This is a genomic window from Luteimonas endophytica (assembly GCF_029887875.1).
Classification (GTDB): domain Bacteria; phylum Pseudomonadota; class Gammaproteobacteria; order Xanthomonadales; family Xanthomonadaceae; genus Luteimonas; species Luteimonas endophytica.
On record NZ_JARXRM010000045.1, the window covers coordinates 19,706 to 34,954 of the forward strand.

The following is a 15,249-nucleotide window of genomic DNA, read 5'->3' on the forward strand; positions in this document are numbered from 1 at the left end:
CCAGTTCGGTGATTACTTCGTTACCCCGGGCGAGATCCCCTGCGGATCAATCCCTTGGGCCCGCGGGCCGGGTGGCGGCGAGAGCAGCTGCGGCGGGATCCGCCGCTCCCCGGCCAGCGCCAGGGCGTGCTCCAGGGCGCTGCGCCACGCGTGCGGATCGCCCAGGGCGTGCTGCACGTGCAGCTGCAGCACGGCCGCATCGAAATCCTGCTGCGCCCACGGCGCGACCCGCCCGGCCAGCGCGAGCGCCTCGTCCAGGCGCCCACGCTCGATCGCCCAGGGGACCTGGTCCATCGCCACCTCGACCAGATCGCGGGGCACGCCGCCGCGGTCGGCCAGCGCCAGGGCTTCGCGGTAGGCCGCCTCGGCGCCGGCCGCTTCCCCCTGGCGACGCAGGCGGACCGCGCGGGTCAGCCACCCGGCGACGGAGTCCGCGGCCGGGCCATCGCCAGCGTCCGGCAGGCTGGGCAGCTCGGCGGCCAGCGCCGCCTGTTCGCGCCGCAGCGCCAGCCAGTCCTGCACCGACGGGCCTTCCGCCGGGCGTTCGCGCCGCGCGGCATCGGCCAGCCGCGTCGCCGCGGCGTGGCGGCCGGCCTGCATCGCCAGCTCCACCTGCAGCAGCTTCGCCAGGTCGCCCAGGGAGTCGTCGGGCCGGCTGTCCGGCGCCGGCGCCGCGAGCAGCCGCGCGGCCTCGCCCAGCCGGCCCACGCGCAGCAGTGCGCGGGCCCGGTCGAGGTCGACCATGGCCAACTGGACCACATCCGCCAGCCGCGGGCGCAGCGCGACGGCGTGGGCGCTGGCGCGCTCGGCAAGCCGGTTCTGCAGCAGGCCGAGGTGCCCGTCCACCACCATCGAGCGCATGCTCATCAGGTCGTTCACCGAGCCCAGCGACTCGAACTCCGCGGCGGCGCGCAGGAAGTGCTCCAGCGCCTGGTGGGGCCGGTCGCGGCGCCGCTCGAGATGGCCCAGGTTCGCATCGGCGCGCGCGGCGCCGACCACGTCGCCGGCGTTCACCAGCAGGATCCGCGACCGGCCCAGGTCGGCGGCGGCGCCTTCGAAGTCGGCCAGGACCAGCCGGGTGATGCCGCGGCCGTTGAGCGCCTTGCCGAGTTCGGGCGGATCTGGCGACGTTTCCAGCAGCGCGATGGCGCGGTCGAACTCGCGCCGCGCCTCGCGGTGGCGGTTGAGGCGGATCAGGTTGGCGCCGCGGGCGTTGTGGAGGCGGGTCCTGAGCGGGCCGTCGAGGCCGGGAAGCGCCAGCAACCGGTCCAGCTCCGTCAGTGCGTGGACGTAGCGGCCGGCGTGGAAATCCACCTGGGCCAACCGATAGCGCAGCTGCGGAGCCTGGCGCTGCAGCTCCGGTGCCGCGCGCAGGATCTCGCGCGCCGTGTCGAGGCGATTGGCCAGCGTCGCGGCCTGGGCCCGCAGCAGTCGCTCTTCCAGCTCCGGCGGGGATTCATCCGCACCACCGGGTGGGGCCCGCCCCAGTGCCGCCAGCAGGCGGTCGGCGGCGGTGCGCGCGGCGGGGATGGGGCCGGGGCCGTCCCCGCGCGCGCGCTGGACCACGCCATCGGCTGCCGCCGCCGCCAGGTCCACCCGCCAGCCGCCCCGGGTGGGGCGAACCCGGCTTTCCAGCAGCAGCCCGGCGCCCGACCGGCGCAACAGCGCCGCGCTGTCGAGATTGCCGGCGGCGGCGGCGTTGCGGGCAGCGGCATCGGTCCGCTCCGACACCCGCACGCCGGTCTCGGAGGGGGCCACCGCCAGCCCGGCCCGCCGCAGGCGGTCGGCCAGGTAGTCCATCAGGCCCAGCCGCATCCACCGTGCCTCTTCCCCGGCGTCGAGCCGTGCGGGCAGCACCAGCACCAGCACCAGATCGGCAGCGGCTGCCGGCCCCGAAACCGGGCGCGGTGCGGCCACCGGATGCCGGCGTGCAGGCGGGTTCCAGGCCAGCGTGGCCACCCAGCCCGCCACCAATACCGCCCCCGCCACCAGCAGGACCGGCGCCAGGCGCGGCCGGCGCGTTGCGGCGGCCGGGGCCGGCGCGGCCGGCGCCGGTTCGGGGCGGGGCGCCGAGGCCGCTGCCGGTGCCACCGCGGTCTCGGGCACGCGGGTCTCGGCCACCCAGCGGAATCCGCGCCTGGGCACGGTTCTGATGAACCGTTGCGCCCCGCCGTCGTCGCCCACCGCGCGCCGCGCCAGCAGCACGATCTGGCCCAGCTGGACATCGGACACATCCGGGCGCCGGAACACCACGGCCACCAGCTCGTCGCGCCCGACGTCGCGACCGCGGTGCTGCACCAGATGGGACAGGCAGTCGAAGGCCCGCCGCGACACCGCGACCGGTCTGCCGTCGCGCAGCAGTTCCCGCCTGGCGGTATCGAGCACGCAGGGTCCGAATGCGAACCGGCTCATGGCCGCCGGGGCCGCGACGCTCCGGGCAGGCGGCACGCTCCCGGTCTCCGGGTCGCCGACGTGTCGGGAGCGAACCGGCGAAGCATGGCGCGGCGGCTATCCCCCCAGCTGCACCCACGCCGGTGCGTGGTCGCTGGGCCGTTCCCAGGTGCGCGGCTCGCGGTCGATGCCGGTCGCGACCGCCAGCGGCTTGAGCGCCTCGGACACCAGGGTGAGGTCGATGCGCAGGCCCATGCCGCGGCGGAACGCGGCCTGGCGGTAGTCCCACCAGCTGAAGATCCCGGCCTCCTCGCTGTGCAGGCGGAACGCGTCGTGCAGCCCCAGCGCCAGCAGCCGCTGCAGCGCCGCGCGCTCGGCGCTGGAGGTGAGGATATGGTCGTCGTTCCAGACCGTCGGGTCGTGCACGTCGCGCGCGTCCGGCGCGATGTTGAAATCCCCCAGCACCACCAGCTTCGGATGGGCGGCCAGCTCGCGCGCCACCCAGTCGTGCACCGCGTCCAGCCAGCGCAGCTTGTAGGCGTACTTGGGGGTGCCGACGTCCTGGCCGTTGACCACGTACAGGTTGACGATGCGCACGCCGTCGACGGTCGCGGCGATCGCCCGCTTCTGGTCGTCCTCGAAGCCGGGGATGCCCATCTGCACGTCCTCGATCGCCCGCTCGCGCGCCAGGATCGCCACTCCGTTGTAGGTCTTCTGGCCGTGGAACACGCTGCGGTAGCCGAGCCCGGCCAGCACCGCGTCGGGGAACTTCGGATCCTCGAGCTTGGTTTCCTGCAGCCCGACCACGTCGGGCGCCGCATCGCGCAGCCACTGTTCCAGGTGCGGCAGGCGCACGTTGAGCGAATTGACGTTCCAGCTGGCGATTTTCATAGACCACTTAACCTATTGAACTTGCTTGTTTTTAATCTCAGGAGTTGCCGCGATACTCCACACGTACCCCCAATCTTCTACGGTCATGCCAGTTCAGCGGGGACCCGGACCGAATCCAGGGTCGACAGCGCCGAACTGATTGTCGAGCACGGTACCGGGCGCATGGATGTGCGGGTCCCATCGGTGCCATTCCGAACCCCGGATCGCAACGCGTAGCGCGCCAGCAGCTGGTCCAGCGGCCGCTGCGTCTCGCGCGCGTACCGATGCCGCGATGTTGGTCGGGGGCCTAGCCATCGGAAGTCAGCGTGGTCAGGTAGGGCTGCATGGTCTTCCAGACGCCCGCCTGCTTGGCGAATCCGGCGATGTCGGCCGGGGTGGCCTTGCGCTGGCGCAGCGTTGCCCGGAGTGCCTCGATCACCACGGCCTCGCCGACCGTGCGGCGATAGCGGAACAGGTCGGCGACGGTCTTGGCGACGCCGAAGATCGACACCGGGATGTCTTCGATGAGGTGGCGCTCGACGCCGGCCGCCAGCTGTTCGGCAGGGAAGCGGACGATCCGGACCGGAGGGTAGGCAATGCGGGGGCGCCAGTCCTTCCTGTCCAGCGCCACCCACACCCGGGCGGGCAGCTGGTCGGTCAGGCCGTGGAAGGCCAGCGCCGAGGTCAGGCAGACGACTCCCCTCGGGATCAGCTTGGCCACTTCCGCCAGCGTGTGCTGCTGGTCGAGATCCGCGTCGGCAAGCTGGTACAGGCCTCGTGCCAGTCGCACGATGGCGCCGTCCCGCTCAAGGCGCGAAACGGTCGTGGCCGTCACCCCGGCTTCGCCGAACTCGCGCAGGCGCATCATCCCGCGGCGTTGCAGCAGCGAGAGGGCCTGTTCGCGTTGGGTACTGGCCGGAGCGGCGGGCATTGATACAAAACCTTGGCCGAAACCAATATCTGCCGAGGTTTTATACCACATTCCCGCGCCGGCGGATCGGTGCGGCCATCTCGCTAGGGAGAGGTCAGCCAAATCCGAACTTCGGGCTGCCCTGGGGCGTGGTCTCGGGCCCGCAAAGCGCCACGACCCGCGCCAGGCATTGCCAGAATTCCTCGTAGTCGCGGTTGTGCATCCGATCGTCGGTCACCCAGAGGAACGGGACCGGGCGGTTCGCGCCGCCATGGGTATTGGCCACGACGATCGACCACGCTCGTCCCCAGCCCGCAGGCGGCGGCGATGACCGCGGCCACGACGTCGCGCTGCCGCGACCGCGACCTCAGCGCACCAGCCTGCGGATCAGCCGGTCGATGCGGGCGTAGGGCGGCTTGAGCAGATCGCTGGCGGCCAGGCGGCGCTGCCAGAGGATCGGCAGGGCCTTGCTCATCGCGTCGAAGCCGGCGCGGCCGTGGTAGGCGCCCATGCCGCTGGCGCCGATGCCGCCGAACGGCAACGCGCCCGCGCCGAAGTGCAGCAGGGTGTCGTTGACGGTGACGCCCCCGGCCAGGATCCCGTCGAGGATGCGCTCGACGCTGTCCCGGTCGCGGCTGAAGGGGTACAGCGCCAGCGGACGGTCGCGGGCGGCGACGAAGGCGATCGCCTCGTCCAGGGTCGCGTAGCCGCGCACCGGCAGGATCGGGCCGAAGATCTCCTCCTGCATCAGCGGCGCGTCGTCGGGCGGATCGAGCACCACGGTCGGCGCCAGCGCGCGTTCGCCGTCGATCTCCGCCAGGGTCACGGTGGCCAGCCCGCGCCGCGCCGCATCGTCGAGATACCCCTGCAGCCGGTCGGCGTGCGCCGGGCTGACGATGCGGGTGTAGTCGGCGGCCGCGCCCGCGCCGGCATAGCGCGCGCGCGCCTCGCGCCGCAGCGCCTCGACCAGGGCATCGCGCCGCGCCGCGTCCACCAGCACGTAGTCCGGGGCGATGCAGGTCTGGCCGCCGTTGAACCACTTGCCGGTGGCCAGCCGCGCCGCGGCCTGCTCCAGCGGGAAGTCCGCGCAGACGATCGCCGGGGATTTGCCGCCGAGTTCGAGGGTGAGCGGGGTGAGGTTGGCGGCGGCCGCCGCCATCACCTTGCGCCCGACCGCGGTGGAACCGGTGAACACCAGGTGGTCGAAGGGCAGCGCCGCGAACGCGGCGCCGGTGTCGCTGCCGCCCTGCGCCACCGCCACGCGGTCGGGCGGGAACGCCTCGGCCAGCAGCTCGCGCAGCAAGCCGGTGGTGCGCGGGGTCAGTTCCGAGGGCTTGAGGTAGACGTGGTTGCCGGCGGCGATCGCGGTGGCCAGCGGGATCAGCGCCAGGTTCACCGGGTAGTTCCACGGCGAGATCACGCCGACCACGCCCACCGGCTCCATCCGCACTTCGGCCCGCGCCGGCCACAGCCGCCAGCCCGCGCCGACCCGGCGCGGCTTCATCCAGCGCCCCAGGTGGCCGCGCAGGCGGTCGATCTCGGACAGCACCGTCAGGCCGTCGGCGATCAGCGATTCGTGGGTCGAGCGGTGGCCGAAATCCGCCGAGATCGCGGCGGCCATCGCGTCGAGGCGGTCCTTGAGCGCGGTGCGCAGCCGCGCCAGGTCGTCGCCGCGCTGGGTCCGGTCCGGCTTGCGCGCGCGCCACGCCGCGCGCAGCCGCGCCAGGGTGGGCTGGAGTTCCTCGACCGGCGTGTCCGGGTGGGTCGGCATGGCGGCAGTGTAGCCGCGGCGCAGCCGGTGGCGCAGGCGTGGAACGGCCGCCCCCGTAGGCGCGTGCCATGCACGCGAAAGCCTGCGGGTCGTACCGGGCGTCACCGCCCACCCGGCCGGAGATGCCGGCGGTCTTCGGGGAACCGCGCGGCGGCGGTGTGCCGGGGGCGGGCCGGGGATGCCGGTCCGGTAAGCTGGGGCGGTCCCGCAGCGTGCATGCCCATATGAACCTCCGCCCCTACCGCGACAGGCGCCCGGAACTCGGCGAACGGGTCTACGTCGATCCCGCCGCCACCGTGATCGGCGAGGTCGCGCTCGGCGACGACGTCTCGGTGTGGCCGCTCACGGTGATCCGCGGCGACGTCAACTTCGTGCGGATCGGCGCGCGCAGCAATGTCCAGGACGGCTGCGTGATCCACGTCAGCCACGACGGCCCGCACGCCAGGCTGGGCGGTTTCGCCACGGTGATCGGCGAGGACGTCACCATCGGCCACAAGGCGGTGATCCACGCCTGCCGGATCGGCGATGCGGCGCTGATCGGGATGGGCGCGATCGTGCTCGACGGCGCGGTGGTGGAGCGGCACGGCTTCGTCGGCGCCGGGGCGCTGGTGCCGCCCGGCAAGACCGTCGGCGAGGGCGAACTGTGGGTGGGCAATCCGGCGCGCCGGCTGCGCACGCTCAGCGACGCCGAAATCGAGGGCCTGCACTACAGCGCGGCCCACTACGTGCGGCTCAAGGACGAGTACCTGGCCGGCTTCGCCGGCGCCTGACCACCCGGACCGGTCGGCATCCAGGCGTGCGCAGGAGCCGGCACAGGCGGTTCCGGCCGGGTCGGTCGCCAGGGCCGGGAGAGGCTCCGGCCGGGTCGGCCGCGCAGGCCGGGGGGAGGCTTCTGTCGGGTTGGCGGTGATGCCGGGGGTCGGCCACCGCGCCGGCTTTCGCGTGCATGGCACGCTCCTGCGGGGGGGTGAGAGCGCCCGCGCGCGCTTCGGGTCGGGCCTGTGGCCGATCCTGCGCGATCGGTCAGGGAAGCGTGGCCGCCTCCAGCTCCGCCAGCATCGCCAATGCCTCGCCGCGGCTGCCGCCGCACATCGGCTGCGACGGGCGCAGCGAGGCGCAGAACGCCGGCCGTTCCGGGCGGCCGAACAGCCGGCAGCGGTAGCCGTCGTCCAGCTGCACGCAGGGGATGCCCGCCGGCTTGCCGTGCGGCATGCCGGGGATCGGCGAGGTGATCGACGGCGCGATGCAGCAGGCGCCGCAGCCGGCGCGGCAGTCCATCGGCCGGCTCAGTCCGCGGTGACCAGCGCCGCGTAGCGCTCGCGCAGGGCGGCGTAGACCTCGTCGGTGGATGGGCGGCGGCCGTGCCAGAGGCGGAAGCTCTCCGCCGCCTGTTCCACCAGCATGCCCAGCCCGTCGATGGCGTCGCGCACGCCGGCGGCGCGGGCCCAGGCCAGGAACGGGATCGCCACCTCGCCGTAGTTGAGGTCCACCGCGGCGGCGCGGGTGCCGACCAGCGACATCGGCAGCGCCGGCAGCCCGGCGTCGCGGGGTGCCGAGGTGGCGTGGACGATCAGGTCGAACTCGCCGAGGGTGCCGAGGTCGGCGAAGTAGCGCGGGTGTACGCGTCCCGGCTCGCCCAGCGCATCGGCCAGGGCGTCGGCGCGCTCGGGGGTGCGGTTGACCACGAACAGCTCGCCGATGCCGGCCTCGAGCAGCGCCGGCGCCACGCCGCGCGCGGCGCCGCCGGCGCCGATCATCAGGGTGCGGCGCTCGCGCAGGTCGAGCCCGTGGCGCCCGGTGAGGTCGCGCACCAGCCCGCGGCCGTCGGTGTTCTCGCCGTGCCAGCCGCCGTTGCTGCGCACCAGGGTGTTGACCGCGCCGCTGCGGCGCGCGCCGTCGCCGAGGCTGCCGCACAGCGCCGCGGCCTGCTGCTTCAGCGGCAGGGTGACGTTGGCGCCGGCGCCGCCGGCGGCGGCGAAACGCGCGAGCGCGTCGGGAAAGGTTTCGGCGGTCGCGTCGATCGCGGTGTACTCGAGTGCGATCGACTGCTCGCGCGCGAACGCGGCGTGGATCCGCGGCGACAGCGAATGCGCGACCGGGTGGCCGAAGACGGCGAACCGGAGGGGAGTAGCGGGATCGTTCTGGTTCATCGGACTGCTCGTCGCTCGGGCTGCGGCCAGTCTAACCCGCACCGGGAGCAACGAGCCGGCGGCGCCGCTAGGCCAGCTCGCGCAGCCAGCGCGCCGCGTCGGGCGCGTGGTAGGTCAGCACGCCGTCGGCGCCGGCGCGCTTGAACGCCAGCAACGTCTCCAGGGCGCAGCTGCGCTCGTCCAGCCAGCCCTGCTGCGCGGCGGCCTTGAGCATCGCGTACTCGCCGCTGACCTGGTAGGCGAAGGTGGGCACGCCGAAGGCGTCCTTCACCCGGCGCACGACGTCCAGGTACGGCAGGCCGGGCTTGACCATCACCATGTCGGCGCCCTCGGCGAGGTCGAGTTCCACCTCGCGCAGGGCCTCGTCGGCATTGGCCGGATCCATCTGGTAGCTGGCCTTGTCGGCCTTGCCGAGGGCCGCGGCCGAGCCGACCGCGTCGCGGAACGGGCCGTAGAACGCCGAGGCGTACTTGGCGGCGTAGGCGAGGATGCGGGTGTGGACCAGGCCTTCGCGCTCCAGCGCGTCGCGGATCGCGCCGATGCGCCCGTCCATCATGTCGCTGGGCGCGACCACGTCGGCGCCGGCGGCGGCGTGCGAGAGCGCCTGCTTCACCAGCGCGTCGACGGTGGCGTCGTTGACCACGTAGCCGCTGTCGTCGGTGAGCCCGTCCTGGCCGTGGGCGGTGTACGGATCGAGCGCCACGTCGGTGATCACGCCCAGCTCCGGGAAGCGCTCCTTGAGCGCGCGCACCGCCCGCTGCACCAGGCCGTCCTCGGCCCAGGCCGCGGCCGCGTCCAGGGTCTTGGCCTCCGGCGCGGTCACCGGGAACAGCGCCAGCGCCGGGATGCGCAGCGCGCAGGCCTGCTCGCCCAGGCGCAGCAGCTCGTCGACCGAGACCCGCTCGACCCCCGGCATCGACGGCACCGCGGCGCTGCCCTCGCGCTCGTGCACGAACACCGGCCAGATCAGGTCGTCGCAGGTCAAGGTGTGCTCGCGCATCAGCCGCCGCGAGAAATCGTCGCGGCGCATGCGCCTGGGGCGGATCGGCAGTCGGCTCATCGCGCCATTGTAAGGCCGCCCCGCCGTCCCCGGCCGGCCGCCGCCGGCGCGCGTCGGCGTTCAGTCCTGCGGAGCTGGCGCGGACGCCTGCTGCGCCCGTCGCGCCCTGCGGCGCTCGCCGATCGCCTGCCAGTCCTGCGGGGCCCACTGCCTGAGGGTGTAGGTCATCACGCCACGCTCGATCACCGGATCGGCATCGAGCATCGCCCGGGCCTGGCGCTCGTCCGCGGCATGGATCACCGCGGCGCCGCCGTCGGCGTCGGCGAAGCCCCCGGCTTCCCGCAGCACCCCCTGCTCGTACAGGTCCAGCATGTAGCTCCCGTGTTCCTGCAGGGGCTGCTCGCGGGTCGGCTTGCCGGGCTCCCACGCCGGGCCCGGTCCGTAGATCACCAGAAACAGCAGGCTTGCCATGCCGATCGTCGACATCATGGGAGGGCTCTCCTTTGGGGAAACGAGCGCAGGAAACGGCCGCCGCTGCAGGCGCCGCGCCGGCGCAAGACCGGCCGGCAGGGCGCCGGCGAAGTGGCGATGAGCCGTTGCCGCCCGGGCACGCTAGGCTCGCGCGCATTCCTGCGCAACGTGCGCCGTCCGTTCGCCCCGCGACCGGCGACGTTCGTCCCGCGGAAATGGCCCGGCGGCCACGACCGGCGGAGCCGCGTCACTGCACCGGGGCGACGACGGCGCATGCGGGGTCCCAGGCGTACTCCATGTAGGCGGCCGTGCGCTGCGCCACCGGTTCCCCCAGCAGCCGCGAGACCACGTGGAGCGCTCCATCGATCCCGGCGCTGATCCCGCCGGTGGTGACGATCCTGCCGGCATCGACGACGCGTGCGTCGCGGCGCAGGAGAGCGGCGGGTGCGATCGCCTGCAGCTCGTCGAAGGCCTGGCGGTGGGTGGTGGCCTGGCGACCGTCGAGCAGGCCCAGCGCGCCGACGATGCGCGCGCCTCCGCAGACCGACAGCACCACCTCGGCCGCGGCGGCCGCCTGCGCGACCCAGGCGCGCAGCGGCGCATGTGCCATCGCCTGGCGCGATCCCCGGCCGCCGACGACCACCAGCACGTCCGGCGCCGGCATGTCCTCCCAGGTCCAGTTCGCAACCACGGTCATGCCGTTCATCGCGCGCACCGGCGAGCGGTGCTCGGCGACCAGCCCGACGTCGAAGCCGCGGCCGGCGTTCAACTGCGAGCTGACCGCGAACACTTCGAACGGACCGGCGAAGTCCAGGACCTCGGCGTCCTCGAACACCAGGATCGCGACGTTCCGCTTCACGCGGCGTTCCCGACGGCTGACTCGATGGCGGCGGGCGCGGGCATCGCACCGAGCCTGTCGCCGCCCGCGCGGCGGATCAGATGATCCCGCCGCCCAGCACCAGCCGGAACACGCCGACCACGATCACGATACCGTTCAGTAGCAGGCCGGTCTTGGCGCGTCCGCGGTTCTGCGGCGAGGTCAGGGCGATGCCGATCGCGGCGATGATCGCGCCGATCGCGGCGAACGGGATCAGGAACCAGTTGCCCCATCCCAACAGCGGGAACAGCGCGACGATCATCCACAGCATCGCCACGATGCCCCAGAGCAGACTGATCAGACCCATGGTGTCTCTCCCGCGTTTGCGTAGACGGCCAGGATAATCCAGAGCGGGGCCGCGGGGCGTGGAGAACCCGCAGCGGGCGCCTCAGCTGTGCACGCCGTCGATCTCCACCGCCAGCTCGCGGCGGCAGATCGCGGCGTGGAGCAGGACCCGGGGCACGCTGCCGCCGAAGCGCTCGTCGAGCGCGCGCTGCACCAGCGGCAGGTCCTCGCGGTCGCGCACGTAGACCTTGAGCCGGGTGCCGGCGCCGAAGCGCGCCGGCAGCGACGGGCGCGCCGCGCGCGCCGCGCCCAGCAGCGCGTCGAAATTGGCGAAGGTCTCGTCCAGTTGCGCCTGCAGTTCGCCGGCATGCTGGGACACGTGGCCGACGATGCTGGCGGTGCCCGACAGCAGCAGCGGCATCGCATGGCCGTCGGCCGGCAGCATCGCGCGGGCGAAACTGGGCGACTGCGGCCCGTACTGGCGTGGATAGCGGTAGGCGCTGAGCTGGCGCGGATTCTCCAGCGGCGTGCCCGGCGCCCGCGCCGAGAGCCAGTAGATCTGGACCACGCGGGCATCGTCGCAGCGGCCGATCGCGGTGGCGGCCGGCAGCCGTCCGGTGTCGAACGAGCCCAGGCCGGTGGCGCGGCCCAGGCAGAACTGGCGGTAGCGCTCGGCATCGCCCTCGCCCTGGGTGATCGCGTCCAGGTAGTTCCAGATCCGCAGCAGGTGCGGGGTGTCGCCCGCCGAGACGAAGCGGGTCAGCGCGGCGTAGCCGCGGCGTGCCGCCTCGGCGATCCCGCCGGGGCCTTCCTCGACCTCGATCGCGCCGAAACCCAGGTGGCCGTCGCTGGCCCAGGCGATCCCGCCCTCGCGGCCGCTGCGCACCGGCGCATTGGCGCGCCAGACCTCCAGCGGGGCGCCGCCGTGCGGCTGCAGCGGCACGCGCAGGTAGCGGGGGTCGTCGCCGGCAGGCGCCGCGCGGCCGAACCCGAGCACCGCCAGCACCTCGTCGCCGAGCAAGGGGTCGGGGCTGTCCGCATCGACGTAGTCGACCTGCAGGCGCGCCGGTTCCTCGCCGGGCACCGAGAACGGACGGCTCACGGATTGCCCTCGTGCAGGGTCTCGCCGGAAAAGGCCGCGGCGCTGGCCCGCCGCCGCCGCCACCAGCCGCGCAGCGCCTGCGGCGCGATGGCGATGGTGTTGAGCGCGTAGACCAGCCGGAAGGCGCGCAACCGCCACAGCACCGCGCGGTTGTCGAAGACGTCGCCGGCCAGCATCGAGATCACCGCCTGCTCCAGCTGCCAGTCGTTGCGGGGCGCCGAGAAGATCCGCTGCATCACCGGCGTGGTGAAGCGGTAGATGAACCACGAGAAGCGGCGCAGGCCGCGGTTCAGGCGCTTCTCCATGGCGCGCTGCAGCGCACGTTCGCGGCGGCCGTCGCGCAGGGCGCCGTCGACCAGCTCCGCCGCATGCTCGGCGCTGTGCATGCCCAGGTACACGCCGGCCGAGAACACCGGGTCGACGAACGCGTAGGCGTCGCCCGCCATCACCCAGCCCGGACCGGACATGCGGGTGCATGCGTACGAGTAGTTGCCGGTGGCGTGCACCGGCGCGATGCGCTCGGCGCCCTGCATCCGCTTCCAGACCGAGGGCCGCGCCGCCAGCGTCTGCATCAGGAACGATTCGTTGTCGCCGCGGCGCTGCTTGAGGTATTCCGGGGAACACACCGCGCCGACGCTCATCTCGTCGCCGGGCAGCGGGATCAGCCAGTACCAGCCGTGCTCGAAGCGGTCCACGGTGACGTTGCCGGCATCCTCGCCGGGGCGGCGCTCGACGCCGCGGAAATGGCTGAAGATCGCCGCCGACTGGTGCCTGCGGTTGCGGCGCTTGAGCTTGAGCTTGTTGCCCAGGAAAGTGTCGCGGCCGCTGGCGTCCACCAGGTAGCGCGGCCGAAAGGCGAGCGCGGCGCCGTCGGCGGCGCGGGCATGCACGGTCGCCGGCCGGCCGTCCGCGCCGAACTCCACCCGCTCGACCCGCACCCGCTCGCGCGCATCCACGCCGCACTCGCGCGCATGCGCGAACAGCAGCTGGTCGAACTGCGCGCGCCGCACCTGGAAGGCATGGTCGTACTGCGGCGACAGCGCCCGCGAGAAGCGGAACACGTGGGTGCGCTCGCCGCCGGCCAGCGGGAAGTCGGCCCCGGCCTTGTGCACGCCGATCGCGCGCACCTGCTCCAGCACGCCCAGGCGCTCGAGGATCGGCAGGTTCATCGGCAGCAGCGATTCGCCGATATGGAAACGCGGGTGGGCATCCTTCTCCAGCAGCACGACGCGCCAGCCGCGGCGGGCCAGCAGCGCCGCGGCGGTGCTGCCCGCCGGGCCGCCGCCGATCACCACCACGTCGACCCCGCCGGTGCCGGTGCCGGCGCCAGCGGCGGTGCCGTCGGGAAGGTTCGCGTTCGCCATCTCGCCGTGACCGCCGGCCCATGCCATGATTCGGGGCGCGCATCATAGCGCGGGCCCGGCGAACGCCGGAGCGGCCCGCCGCGCCGCCATTCACCCAGACGGAACCGAGCATGCCCACCCAAACGCCCGCCGAACGCGAACTGGCCGAACTCCTGGTCGAAAGCCTGAACCTGGAGGACGTCGAGGCCTCGCAGATCGATCCGGAGGCGGCGCTGTTCAACACCGGGCTGGGGCTGGACTCGATCGACGCGCTGGAGCTGGCGCTGGCGATCAGCAAGCGCTACGGCTTCCAGCTGCGCTCGGACAACGAGGAGAACCTGCGGATCTTCGCCTCGCTGCGCGCGCTCTCCGCGCACGTCGAGCAGCAACGGACGACGTGAGCCGCATGCCCCGCGGCCGGCGCGGCCCGGGCGGAACCGGTGCTGCAGCCACTCCGCCGCGCTCGCCGGGTGCCGCGACGCCGGGGGACCGCGGATGCTGCTGATCCTCGAGATCGTCCTGGCCCTGGGCTACGCGTTGCTCGCCCACCTGGCCAGCGCGTTCGACAGCGAGCCGCTGGCGCTGGGCGCGCTGGTGGTGCTGGTGCTGCTGGTGCTGGCGGCGCCGCTGGCGGCGCGGCGCATCGGCGCGTGGCTGGCGCTGCCGCTGCTGCTGGCCGGGGCGTGGGCGCTGTTCCGCGCTGGCCACGCGCCACTGCCGCTGCTGCTGGTGCCGGTGGCCTTCATCGGCCTGATCGCCTGGGTGTTCGGCCGCACCCTGCGGCCGGGGCGTGCGCCGCTGATCGCGCGGATCGTCGCGGCGCTGGACCGGGTCGAGCCGGCGCAGCTGCCGGCCGACCTGCGCGCCTACACGCGCGGCCTGACCGCGGCCTGGGCGCTGCTGCTCTGCGCGCTGGCGCTGGTCAACCTGGGCCTGGCGATGATCGCCACGCCGGACGGGCTGCTGGCGGGCCTCGGCGTGCAGCCGCCCTGGACCATCACCCGCACCCAGTGGTCGTGGTTCGCCAACCTGTTCAACTACGGCATCGTCGGCGGCTTCTTCTTCGGCGAGTACCTGCTGCGCAAGCGGCGTTTTCCGGGCCGCTACCGCAGCTTCGTCCAGTTCCTGCGCCATCTGGGCGGCCTCGGCGCCGGCTTCTGGCGCGACCTGATGCGCTGAATGCGGGCCGGGCAACCGCCGCGGCGCGCTATGCTTGCGCGGTGAGCGAACGGATCGAATCCCTGCAGATCGCCCCGCCGGCATGGCGGCGCTGGCCGTGGCTGGCGCTCAACGGCGTGCAGCTCGGTTTCACCCTGTTCTGGACCGCGGGCTGGATCTGCCTGGCGCTGCTGTTGCACGCGCTCTCCGGCGGGGCGCGGCGGCTGCCGCTGCGGATGGCGTCGCGCTGCTGGGCGCCGGGGCTGCTCGGCGGCGCCGGCGCGCGGCTGGAAGTGGAGGGCCTGGAGCGGGTCGACTGGACCCGCCGCTACGTGCTGGTGGCCAACCACGAGTCGGTGATCGACATCTGCGCGCTGTTCCGCGCGGTGCCGGTGCCGCTGCATTTCCTGCTCAAGCAGGAGATGGCCCAGGTGCCCTTCGTGGGCTGGTACGCGCGGGCGATGGGCATGGTGTTCATCCCCCGCGACAACCGCCGCGCCGCGACCGCGAGCCTGCGCCGGGCCGCCGATCTGGTCCGCGGCGGCGCGATCCTGTGCGTCTTTCCCGAGGGCACCCGCAGCCGCGACGGCGGCGTGGCACCGTTCAAGCCGGGCGCGTTCCAGGCCGCCATCGATGCCGGCGCGGAGGTGCTGCCGGTGGCCCTGGAGGGCGCCGGCGCGGTGCTGCCGCCGGAAGGGGCGTTCCGGGTCCGGCCGGGCACGATCAGGGTGCGCTTCGGCGCGCCGCTGCCGCTGGCCGGTGCTTCCGGGCCGTACGACCGCCAGGCACTGGCCGAACGCGCGCGCGCGGCGGTCCTGGCGCTGCTGCGGGGCGCCTGACGGCGCGGGCGGGTCGCTCCGGCCGCACCGCGAGCCCGCGTTTGTCCCGATGGCGGCACGATCGGCATCGTGCTCCGGTATC

17 protein-coding genes are annotated in these 15,249 nt (G+C 73.7%); 4 read left to right on the top strand and 13 right to left on the bottom strand.

Annotated features, from left to right (window positions below; translation table 11 throughout):
* Positions 1–12 precede the first annotated feature (12 nt).
* The 5 genes from QFW77_RS16050 to QFW77_RS16070 all read right to left on the bottom strand — a co-directional run bounded on the left by QFW77_RS16050 (position 13) and on the right by QFW77_RS16070 (position 5,942).
* Positions 13–2,412, bottom strand: a complete 2,400-nt coding sequence (locus QFW77_RS16050; protein ID WP_280575815.1) for a winged helix-turn-helix domain-containing protein — start codon at positions 2,410–2,412, stop codon at positions 13–15.
* Between the two features lie 96 nt (positions 2,413–2,508).
* Complete coding sequence (gene xth / locus QFW77_RS16055; protein WP_280575816.1) at positions 2,509–3,282, bottom strand: exodeoxyribonuclease III; 774 nt, start codon at positions 3,280–3,282, stop codon at positions 2,509–2,511.
* A 286-nt stretch (positions 3,283–3,568) separates the two neighbouring features.
* Positions 3,569–4,243 carry a type IV toxin-antitoxin system AbiEi family antitoxin domain-containing protein gene (locus QFW77_RS16060; RefSeq protein ID WP_280575817.1) on the bottom strand — a complete coding sequence of 225 codons (675 nt, stop codon included), beginning with the start codon at positions 4,241–4,243 and terminating at the stop codon, positions 3,569–3,571.
* A 43-nt stretch (positions 4,244–4,286) separates the two neighbouring features.
* Positions 4,287–4,457: a hypothetical protein gene (locus tag QFW77_RS16065; RefSeq protein ID WP_280575818.1), complete on the bottom strand. Its 171-nt coding sequence runs from the start codon at positions 4,455–4,457 to the stop codon at positions 4,287–4,289.
* A gap of 81 nt (positions 4,458–4,538) precedes the next feature.
* Positions 4,539–5,942 (bottom strand): coniferyl aldehyde dehydrogenase, encoded by a 1,404-nt coding sequence (locus QFW77_RS16070; protein WP_280575819.1) that lies wholly within the window; start codon positions 5,940–5,942, stop codon positions 4,539–4,541.
* A 224-nt stretch (positions 5,943–6,166) separates the two neighbouring features.
* On the opposite strand from QFW77_RS16070, the gene QFW77_RS16075 reads away from it, so the two are divergent.
* On the top strand, positions 6,167–6,712 hold the full coding sequence (locus QFW77_RS16075) for a gamma carbonic anhydrase family protein (RefSeq protein WP_280575820.1): 546 nt from the start codon (positions 6,167–6,169) through the stop codon (positions 6,710–6,712).
* Positions 6,713–6,965: 253 nt separating this feature from the next.
* Here QFW77_RS16075 and QFW77_RS16080 read toward each other — a convergent pair whose 3' ends face one another.
* From QFW77_RS16080 to QFW77_RS16115, 8 genes are all read right to left on the bottom strand, one after another.
* On the bottom strand, positions 6,966–7,220 hold the full coding sequence (locus QFW77_RS16080; protein ID WP_280575821.1) for a YkgJ family cysteine cluster protein: 255 nt from the start codon (positions 7,218–7,220) through the stop codon (positions 6,966–6,968).
* Positions 7,221–7,228: 8 nt separating this feature from the next.
* The gene (aroE, locus tag QFW77_RS16085; protein WP_280575822.1) at positions 7,229–8,092 is read right to left on the bottom strand and encodes a shikimate dehydrogenase; all 864 of its coding nucleotides are present in this window, start codon (positions 8,090–8,092) and stop codon (positions 7,229–7,231) included.
* A gap of 67 nt (positions 8,093–8,159) precedes the next feature.
* Positions 8,160–9,152, bottom strand: coding sequence for a porphobilinogen synthase (hemB, locus tag QFW77_RS16090; RefSeq protein ID WP_280575823.1), 993 nt, complete (start codon positions 9,150–9,152; stop codon positions 8,160–8,162).
* A gap of 60 nt (positions 9,153–9,212) precedes the next feature.
* Positions 9,213–9,581: a YciI family protein gene (locus QFW77_RS16095; protein WP_280575824.1), complete on the bottom strand. Its 369-nt coding sequence runs from the start codon at positions 9,579–9,581 to the stop codon at positions 9,213–9,215.
* 229 nt (positions 9,582–9,810) lie between these two features.
* Positions 9,811–10,422: a DJ-1/PfpI family protein gene (locus QFW77_RS16100; protein ID WP_280575825.1), complete on the bottom strand. Its 612-nt coding sequence runs from the start codon at positions 10,420–10,422 to the stop codon at positions 9,811–9,813.
* A gap of 76 nt (positions 10,423–10,498) precedes the next feature.
* The gene (locus QFW77_RS16105; protein WP_280575826.1) at positions 10,499–10,747 is read right to left on the bottom strand and encodes a hypothetical protein; all 249 of its coding nucleotides are present in this window, start codon (positions 10,745–10,747) and stop codon (positions 10,499–10,501) included.
* An 81-nt stretch (positions 10,748–10,828) separates the two neighbouring features.
* The gene (locus QFW77_RS16110; RefSeq protein ID WP_280575827.1) at positions 10,829–11,827 is read right to left on the bottom strand and encodes a chorismate transformation FkbO/Hyg5 family protein; all 999 of its coding nucleotides are present in this window, start codon (positions 11,825–11,827) and stop codon (positions 10,829–10,831) included.
* Positions 11,824–13,191, bottom strand: a complete 1,368-nt coding sequence (locus QFW77_RS16115; RefSeq protein WP_331487965.1) for an NAD(P)/FAD-dependent oxidoreductase — start codon at positions 13,189–13,191, stop codon at positions 11,824–11,826. The genes QFW77_RS16110 and QFW77_RS16115 overlap by 4 nt, the downstream gene beginning before the upstream one ends.
* 110 nt (positions 13,192–13,301) lie before the next feature.
* Here QFW77_RS16115 and QFW77_RS16120 point away from each other — a divergent pair, with 110 nt between their 5' ends.
* The 3 genes from QFW77_RS16120 to QFW77_RS16130 all read left to right on the top strand — a co-directional run bounded on the left by QFW77_RS16120 (position 13,302) and on the right by QFW77_RS16130 (position 15,167).
* Positions 13,302–13,571: a phosphopantetheine-binding protein gene (locus QFW77_RS16120; protein ID WP_280575828.1), complete on the top strand. Its 270-nt coding sequence runs from the start codon at positions 13,302–13,304 to the stop codon at positions 13,569–13,571.
* A 94-nt stretch (positions 13,572–13,665) separates the two neighbouring features.
* On the top strand, positions 13,666–14,349 hold the full coding sequence (locus QFW77_RS16125) for a COG4648 family protein (protein ID WP_280575830.1): 684 nt from the start codon (positions 13,666–13,668) through the stop codon (positions 14,347–14,349).
* 68 nt (positions 14,350–14,417) lie between these two features.
* A complete protein-coding gene (locus tag QFW77_RS16130) occupies positions 14,418–15,167 on the top strand; it encodes a lysophospholipid acyltransferase family protein (RefSeq protein WP_280576125.1) in 750 nt (249 codons plus the stop codon).
* Positions 15,168–15,249 lie beyond the last annotated feature (82 nt).